Genomic DNA, 8,442 nt, shown 5'->3' with positions numbered 1-8,442 from the left:
GCGCCCCCCCGCCGAGGCGCGGGACACCCTGCCCCCGGCGGTGCAGCTCGGCGGGGCGACCGGCGCGATGCCCACCGTGTCGACCGCCGCGCCGGTCGCCGCGACGCCGGCTACGGCACCCCCACCGGCCCCCGGCGTGGGCTGGTCGGCGGGNGCCCGACCGTCGCGTACCCGGCGCTCGATCCGCTGCCCAAGCGGACGCCGGGGGGCGACGCGGCCCCCGCCACCCCGCCCGCCGCCGCGGCCCCGTCGGCCTACCAGGCGTTCGCTCCCACGCCGACGGTCGAGGCCGCCCCGGCCGCACCGGTGGTGGCGCGTCCGGACCAGCCGGCCGAGGCGCCGATATTCCGGGAGATGGAGGCGGTCTGGTTCCGCTCGCACGGAGAGGACGAGACCACGATCTTCGCCCGGCCCCGGTTCGACGAGCCGCCGCCCGCCCCGGCGCAGCCGGCCGCGCCGCAACCCACGGCGCCGGCCCGGCCACCGCTGCCCACCCGTACCCCGGGCGCCCAGGCGTCGGGGCTGACCGCGCCGTCGCCGTTCAGTGCGCCGGCACCGGCCGCCGCCACCCCGCCCGCCGCGCCCGCTACGCCGGCCGCCGCGCCCACGCCGCCGGCCCCGACCCCGGCCCCCGCGCCCACGCCGCCGGCGATCGACCCGGAGGCCTGGCGGACGGCGGCCGACGAGGGATGGACCCGGGCCAGCCGGGCCGCGGAGCCCACCACCGGCGGCACCACCCGCTCCGGCCTGCCCAAGCGGGTGCCCCAGGCGCAGCTCGTGCCCGGCGGGATCGAACCGAAGGGCGGGCGGGACCGCAGCCGGCGCACGCCGGACGAAGTGCGGGGCCTGCTCTCGGCCTACCACCGTGGCGTCCAGCGGGGCCGTACGGCCGGCGCCGACCCGAACAGCACCTCGAACAAGGAGACGAACCGATGAACAGGCCGGCGGCCATGCAGGACATGGGTTGGTTGCTCACCAACTTCGCCGACAGCGTGGCGGGCATCGCCCACGTGGTGGCGGTCTCCGCGGACGGGTTGCTCCTCGCGTCCTCCCGCGACCTGCCCCAGGACCGGGCAGACCAGCTCGCCGCGATCACCTCCGGCGTGGTCAGCCTCACCGAGGGCGCGGCACGGATGTTCAGCGCCGGTGGGGTGTTGCAGACCGTGATCGAGATGGACAGCGGATACCTCTTCCTGATGTCCATCAGCGACGGCTCGTCGATGGCCGTGCTCGCCGCTCGTAGCTGCGACGTCGGTCAGGTGGGCTACGAGATGGCGCTGCTGGTGGAGCGCGTCGGCCAGGCGCTGGTGCCGCTGCCGAGGGACGCCGTCCGGTCCTGACCGGACCCGATGACCTGGTGATCCGGAGCCGCCGCGGCTCCGTACGAGAGGAGGTGATCGCGAGATGGAACCGCGACGTGATCCGCGTGGCGCGCTGGTGCGACCGTACGCGGTCACCAGGGGCCGCACCGAGCCGTTGCAGAACATCGCGCTCGAGGCCGTGTTGTCGAGCACGGCCACCCAGTCGGCAGAAGCGCGCTTCGCCGGGCACGACAAGTACCGCATCTCCTCGGTCTGTGAAGGCCGGGCGCAGTCACTGGCGGAAATCGCCGCTTACACCCGGATGCCGCTGGGCGTCACCCGGGTGCTGGTCGCCGACATGGTGGCCGAGGGCCTGCTGACGCTACACACTGCCGCTCCCGCGACGGGTTTCGCGGCGCGGATGAACCTGCTTGGAAGGGTGCTAAGTGGACTTCGCGAACTATGACCCCGTCGGGGTGAACCGCGGCCGGGAGATCATCTCCGCGAAGATCGTGATCGCGGGTGGCTTCGGCGTGGGCAAGACCACGCTCGTCGGGGCGATCTCCGAGATCCAGCCGCTGACCACCGAGGCGTTGATGACCGCGGCCGGCGTGGGCATCGACGACGCGTCGAAGGTGCCGGGCAAGGAGACCACCACGGTCGCCATGGACTTCGGCCGTATCACCATGGCCGAGGACCTGATCCTCTACCTGTTCGGCACGCCGGGCCAGACCCGCTTCTGGTTCATGTGGGACGAGATCATCCGGGGCGCGGTGGGCGCGGCGGTACTGGTGGACACCCGCCGGATCACCGACGCGTTCGCGCCGCTGGACTACTTCGAGAACCGCAAGCTGCCGTACGTCGTGGCGTTGAACCGCTTCGGCGACGCGCCGCACTACGAGCTGGAGGAGGTCCGGGAGGCGCTCGCCATCTCCCCGGACGTGCCGATGGTGATGTGCGACGCGCGTCGGCGGGACTCGGTCAAGCAGGTGCTGGTGACCGTGGTCGAGCACGCCATGCTCCGGCTCCAGGCCGAGCACGGTTACCCGGCCTCGGTGGGCTGAGCCGGATTTGTCGTTCTTCGCGTCGGTGCCCGTAGTCGGAAGCTGACGCGGCGAACGTCGGTGGTTCCGCCTCTGACCTGCGGAAACTTAGGATTCCCCCGAGTGTTGTCACGCTCCGTGAACACGTTTTCACGGGAGAGGGGAAATCGATGCAGACAGTCAGAGGCGTCACGGCGCTGGTCGTGGGCGCCGCGCTGGGCCTGGGCCCGGTGCCGGCGCCCGCCCGGGCGGCCGCGGCGGACGAGACCACCCGGGCCAACACGCTGACCGCCATGGAGGGGGAGGCGTTCGCGCACGCCCGCTACCTGGCGTATGGGGCGGAGGCGTCCCGCAACGGCCACGACGACATCGCCGCGCTGTTCGCGGCGACCGGTGAGACCGAACTGCGCGAGCACTTCGCCGAGGAGGCCGCGTCGATCGACTTCGTCGGCTCGAACGAGGACAACCTGCGCGACTCGATCGACGGCGAGCGGCACGAGGCCACCGTCGTGTACCCGGGGTACGCGCGGCAGGCCCGCCGCGACCGATGCCACCGGGCCGCCCGGCTCTTCGACGAACTGGCGGACGACGAGGCGAAACACGCCGTCCGGTTCCGCACCGCGTTGTTCGCGATCAACCATCCCAATTCCGGCGTGCCGGTCCCGGTCGGCGAGGCGGTCACGCCGGTGCCGATCACCGCCGGCGAGCCGGTCTGCTCCGGCGCGACCCAGGACAACCTGGAGGCGACGATGCGCGGCGAGGCGTTCGCGTACGCGAAGTACACCAGCTACGCCGAGCACGCCCGCGCCGACGGCCAGCCGCGCCTGGCCCAACTCTGGGACAACACCGCCAGTCAGGAACTCGGTGAGCACTTCTCCGAGGCGGCGACGCTGGCCGGTCTGGTCGGCACCGACGCCGAGAACCTGCGGGCGGCGATCGACGGCGAGATCTACGAGGCGACCACCATGTACCCGTCGTTCGCCCGGCAGGCGGACTCGGTGGGTGAGGACGAGTCGGCGGACCTCTTCGCCGAGATCGCGCACGACGAGGCCGGCCACGCGTCGGCGTTCCTGCTCGCCCTGGTCGACCTGGAACTCGGCGGCATCGGCGGGGACCGTGGGGCACGACGGAGCTGAGCCGGCTCAGTCCACCCGGAGGCGGTAGCCCCGCTTCACCACGGTCTGCACCACGCGGGGCGCCTTCAGCCCGACCCGTAGCCGGGCGACCGCCATCTCGACCGCGTGCTCGTCCGCGCCGCGTGGCAGCGTCCGCAGCAGCGCGGTACGGGAGAACACCTTCCCCGGTGACGTCGCGAGCGCCCGCAGCACCGCCATCGGGGCCGGCGCGAGCTGTCGCAGTTCCCCGTCGACCACCGCCGCGTGCCCGCGCAGCGTGAGCACATGCCCGGCCGCCTTCACCGAGACCGTGCGNGCGCGCTCACCGGCACCCCCCGCCGCACCAGCGGCTCGGCGGTGACCGTGCCGACGCACCCGGCCAGCACGTCGCCGCGCAGCGCCTGGAGCACGGTCTCGGTCCGGTCCCCGGCCGCCCGCAGCAGGGCCTCGGCCGCCGGGGCGGAGGTGAACGTGACCGCGTCGACCAGCCGGCCGGCGACCAGGTCGATGAGCCGGTGCAACGGCGCCGGGTCGGCCGGCGGCGCCCACCGGTAGACCGGCACCTCGATCACCGTGGCACCGGCCGCGACCAGCGCCTCGGTGCACTCCGGCTGCCGGTCGCCGTGCAGTTGCAGCGCCACCACCTGGCCGGCCACGCCGCGCCGGACCAGGTGCTCGACCACCTCCTCGCAGCTCTCCGAGGCGGGAGACCAGTGCTCGCGCAACCCGGCGGCGCGGATCGCCCCGGTCGCCTTCGGACCGCGCGAGACCACGTACGCGCGGGCGAGCGTGCCGCGCAGCGGCTCGCCCAGCCCCCAGCCCTCGGCCGCCTCCAGCCAGCCCCGCATGCCGATGCCGGTGTTCGCCATCAGCACGTCCGGCGGGTGCTCCAGGCAGGTCCGGGTGGCCTCGCGCAGGTCGGTGTCGTCGGCCAGCGGCACGATCCGCAGTGCCGGGGCGAGCACCACCCGCGCGCCGCGCCGCTGGAACAGGGCGGCGAGTTCGTCCCGCCGCCGGTCCGCGGTGACCCCGATGGTGAAGCCGGCCAGCTCGTCGCGCATCATTCCTCCTGCCGCAACCGCACCTCGACCAGGCCGTCCCGGCACCGCACCCGGTGCCGCCGCAGCGTCACGCCGGGCAGGTCCAGGCAGTGCCCGGTGGTGAGGTCGTAGACCTGCTTGTGCAGGGGGGAGGCGAGCGTCGGCACCCCGCCGCGACTGCCCACCAGTCCGCGCGACATCACGTACGCGCCGCCGACCGGGTCCAGGTTGTCCACCGCGAACAGCCCACCGTCGGTGCGGAAGAGCGCGACCTGCACCCCGCCGACGAGCGCGGCCACGCCGCGGTCGAGGTCGAGCCGGTCCAGCGGGCAGACCGGCGTCCAGTCCAGCGCGACGACGGGGCTCATCGGCGTACCTCCGGCAGGCCGAGCACGACGGGTTGGCGACGGTGTGCGGCGTCGCGGGCCGGGACCGGCTGGCCCCGCTCCACGGCGAAGGTGATGGACGGGTCGGGCACGTCCGGGGCGTTGACGAAGGAGGTGAAGCGGCGCAGCCGCTCCGGGTCCTCCAGCACGTCACGCCACTCGTCGGAGTACGCCGCGACGTGCCGGGCCATGGCCGCGTCGAGGTCGGCGCAGAGCCCCAGCGAGTCGTCCACGAGCACCGCCCGGAGGTGGTCCAGGCCGCCGTCCATGGCCTCGATCCAGGCGGCCGTGCGTTGCAACCGGTCCGCCGTGCGGATGTAGTACATCAAGAATCTGTCGATGAGCTGGATCAGCGCCTCGGTGGACAGATCGGTGGCGAACAGGTCGGCGTGCCGGGGCCGGAAGCCGCCGTTGCCGCCGACGTACAGATTCCAGCCCGTCTCGGTGGCGATGATCCCGAAGTCCTTGCCGCGTGCCTCGGCGCACTCCCGGGCGCAGCCGGAGACCGCCGACTTCAGCTTGTGCGGCGCACGCAGGCCCCGGTAGCGCAGCTCCAGCGCGACCGCGAGCCCGACCGAATCCTGCACCCCGTACCGGCACCAGGTGTCGCCGACGCAGGACTTCACGGTGCGCAGCGCCTTGCCGTACGCGTGACCGGACTCGAACCCGGCGTCGACCAGCCGGCGCCAGATCTGCGGCAGCTGGTCGACCCGTGCGCCGAACAGGTCGATCCGCTGCCCCCCGGTGATCTTGGTGTAGAGCCGGAAGTCCCGGGCCACCTCGCCGATGGCGATCAGCTTCTCCGGCGTGATCTCCCCGCCGGGTATCCGGGGCACCACCGAGTAACTGCCGTCGCGTTGCAGGTTGGCCAGGAAATGGTCGTTGGTGTCCTGGAGGGACGCCGCCTCGCCGTCGAGCACATGGCCGGCGCCGAGGGAGGCGAGGATCGAGGCCACCACCGGCTTGCAGATGTCGCAGCCCCGCCCCCGCCCGTGCTCGGCGACCAGCCGGGAGAACGTGCGGATGCCCCGGACCCGGATCAGGTCGAACAGCTCCTGCCGGCTCACGTCGAAGTGCTCGCAGAGCGCGGTGGACTGCCGGACCCCGGCGGCGTCCAGCAACTGCTTGAGCATCGGCACGCAGGAGCCGCAGCTCGTGCCGGCCCGGGTGCACGCCTTCAACGCCGGCACGTCGGTCGCCCCGCCGGCGATCGCCGCGTCCAGGTCGGCCCGGGTCACCGCGTTGCAGGAACAGACCTGGGCGGCGGCCGGCAGCGCGCCCGCGCCGGCGCCCGCCCCGTCGGCCGGCGCGAGCAGCGCCAGCGGGGGAGCGGGCAGCGGCCCGCCGACGCTGGCCCGCAGCGTCGGGTAGGCGCTCGCGTCCCCGACCAGCACGCCACCCAGCAGCGTCCGCGCGTCGTCGGAGAGGACCAGCTTCGCGTACGACCGGGTGACCGGATCGGTGAACGTCACGTCGAGACAGCCGGGGGTGACGCCGTGCGCGTCACCGAACGAGGCCACGTCCACGCCGAGCAGCTTGAGCTTGGTCGCGGTGTCCGCGCCGGGGAACGTGGCCGCCCCGCCGAGCAGCCGGTCGGCGACCACCTCGGCGGTCGCGTACCCGGGCGCGACCAGGCCGTGGCAGGTGCCGTCCACCGCCGCGCACTCGCCGACCGCCCAGATCCGCTCGTCGGAGGTCCGGCAGGCGGCGTCCACCAGCACCCCGCCGCGCGGACCCAGGGGCAGCCCGGCCGCCCGGGCCAGTTCGTCCCGGGGCCGGATGCCGGCGGCCACCACCACCAGCTCCGCGTCCACCGAGCGGCCGTCGGCGAGGTCGAGCGCGGCCACCGTGCCGTCCGGGCCGGGCCGCAGCGCCGTGGTGGCCACCCCGAGGTACGCGGTGACGCCCAGCTCCTCCACGTACCGGCGGAGCATCGCGCCGCCGGCCTCGTCCACCTGCACCGGCATCAGCCGGGGCGCGAACTCGACCACGCNCCCCCGATCACCGCGCCGGTGCGCCGGCCCCGGGCGTGCTCCCGCATCGCCGTCAGGTCGTCCAGGGTCCGGTAGACGAACACCCCCGGCAGCTCGACGCCGTCGACCGGCGGCACGAACGGGTACGACCCGGTGGCCAGCACCAGCGCGTCGTACGGATGCTCACCGGCCGCCGTGGTCACCACCCGCCGGGTGCGGTCGATGCCGGTGGCCGGCTCGCCCAGCCGCAGCTCCACCCCGTCGTCGGGGGTGTGCAGGTTCAGCTCGTCCGCGTCGACGCCGTCGAAGAAGGCGGAGAGCCGCACCCGGTCGTACGCCGGTCGCCGCTCCTCGGCGAGCACCGTGACCCGCCATCGCCCCTCCCGGTCCCGGGCCCGCAGCGCCTCGACGAAGCGCTGCCCGACCATCCCGTTGCCGACGACCACCAACCTGCCGCTGGATTCGCTCATCGCGTCACCTCCACCGCCTCGCGGTTCCTGCCCGCGCTCGTCTGCCGGCCGTCCGGACCGGGTGCCCCGTCGCTGGCTACGACGCGGCTCCGGCTGCCGGCGTCGTCGGTCCCGCCACCCGGGCCGCGGGTTGCGCGGCCGTCCGCGTCGCGGCTGCCGGCGTCGCCGCCGGGCGGGTCCGCCTCGGTGAGCCAGGCGGCGATGCCGGCCACCGCGTCCCGGCAGCCGCCGCAGCCGGTGGCGGCCCGCGTCGCCGCGGAGAGCGCCGCGACGGTCCGGGCCCCCGCCCGCCAGCACGCCACCAGCGCGCCCTTGCTCACGTCGTTGCACCGGCACACGACCGTGGCGTCCGGCATCAGCGCCGGGGAGACGGCCGGCTCCGCCGNNNCCGGCCGAGCAGCAGCGAACGGCGGTCCGCCGGCACCGGCGCGCCCCGGTCGAAGAGCTGCACCACGGTGCCGACCGCCGGGTTGTCGCCGAGCAGGATCGCGCCGGTCAGCCGCTCGTCGTGGATCCGCAGCCGGGCGTACGTGCCCCGGGCCGGGTCGGCGAAGGTCAGCTCCTCGACCGGCCCGGTGCCGGCGGCGTCCGGGCCGTGGCCGGCCGGTGCGCCGGTCATGTCGCCCATCGCGGCCAGGTCGATGCCGGCCGCCTTGAGCCGGGTCACCACCGGCCGGGGCCGGTACCGGGCCAGCGGGTCGGCCCCGGTCAGCACGTCGGCCACCACCCGGGCCTGCGCCCAGGCCGGCGCGACCAGCCCGGTCAGCGTCCCGTCGTGCTGGGCGCAGTCACCCACCGCCGAGATCCGCACGTCGCTGGTGCGCATCCGGTCGTCCACCACCACCCCCCGGTCGACGGTGAGCCCGGCCGCCCTGGCCAGCGCGGTGTCGGGGCGTACGCCGCAGCAGAGGACGAGCAGGTCGGCGGCGAGCGGGTCGTCGTCGCGCAGGTGGAGTCGGACGCCGTCGGCGTCGGCGGTCACCCCGGTCGCCCGGACGCCGAGCCGGACCCGGACGCCCAGCCCGGTCAGGGTGCCGGCGAGGACCGCCCCGGCGACCGGGTCGAGCTGGCGGTCCATCAGGTGACCGACCGGGTGGACCACGGTCACGTCGAG

At 74.8% G+C, this 8,442-nt stretch carries 5 protein-coding genes and 3 pseudogenes; 4 read left to right on the top strand and 4 right to left on the bottom strand.

The window, feature by feature from the left end; all coding sequences use genetic code 11:
* The first annotated feature begins 932 nt into the window (after nucleotides 1-932).
* The 4 genes from B1205_RS09275 to B1205_RS30245 all read left to right on the top strand — a co-directional run bounded on the left by B1205_RS09275 (nucleotide 933) and on the right by B1205_RS30245 (nucleotide 3,480).
* The gene (locus tag B1205_RS09275; RefSeq protein WP_089155226.1) at nucleotides 933-1,340 is read left to right on the top strand and encodes a roadblock/LC7 domain-containing protein; all 408 of its coding nucleotides are present in this window, start codon (nucleotides 933-935) and stop codon (nucleotides 1,338-1,340) included.
* A 64-nt stretch (nucleotides 1,341-1,404) separates the two neighbouring features.
* Complete coding sequence (locus tag B1205_RS09270) at nucleotides 1,405-1,767, top strand: DUF742 domain-containing protein (RefSeq protein ID WP_089155225.1); 363 nt, start codon at nucleotides 1,405-1,407, stop codon at nucleotides 1,765-1,767.
* Nucleotides 1,748-2,365, top strand: a complete 618-nt coding sequence (locus B1205_RS09265) for a GTP-binding protein (RefSeq protein ID WP_089155224.1) — start codon at nucleotides 1,748-1,750, stop codon at nucleotides 2,363-2,365. The genes B1205_RS09270 and B1205_RS09265 overlap by 20 nt, the downstream gene beginning before the upstream one ends.
* A gap of 149 nt (nucleotides 2,366-2,514) precedes the next feature.
* On the top strand, nucleotides 2,515-3,480 hold the full coding sequence (locus B1205_RS30245; protein ID WP_217809769.1) for a rubrerythrin family protein: 966 nt from the start codon (nucleotides 2,515-2,517) through the stop codon (nucleotides 3,478-3,480).
* A 6-nt stretch (nucleotides 3,481-3,486) separates the two neighbouring features.
* On the opposite strand, the pseudogene B1205_RS09250 reads toward B1205_RS30245, so the two are convergent.
* From B1205_RS09250 to B1205_RS09235, 4 genes and pseudogenes are all read right to left on the bottom strand, one after another.
* Nucleotides 3,487-4,520, bottom strand: a pseudogene (locus B1205_RS09250) (uroporphyrinogen-III synthase).
* A complete protein-coding gene (nirD, locus tag B1205_RS09245) occupies nucleotides 4,520-4,867 on the bottom strand; it encodes a nitrite reductase small subunit NirD (RefSeq protein WP_089155223.1) in 348 nt (115 codons plus the stop codon). Before nirD ends, B1205_RS09250 begins: the two are co-directional and overlap by 1 nt.
* Nucleotides 4,864-7,286, bottom strand: a pseudogene (nirB, locus tag B1205_RS09240) (nitrite reductase large subunit NirB). The gene nirD and the pseudogene nirB overlap by 4 nt, the downstream one beginning before the upstream one ends.
* A 218-nt stretch (nucleotides 7,287-7,504) precedes the next feature.
* Nucleotides 7,505-8,442: pseudogene (locus B1205_RS09235) on the bottom strand (FAD-dependent oxidoreductase); the annotation flags it as partial.

The organism is Micromonospora sp. NBS 11-29 (assembly GCF_002140155.1).
In the GTDB taxonomy this organism is placed as follows: domain Bacteria; phylum Actinomycetota; class Actinomycetes; order Mycobacteriales; family Micromonosporaceae; genus Micromonospora.
This window is presented reverse-complemented; position numbering and strand designations above follow the sequence as displayed.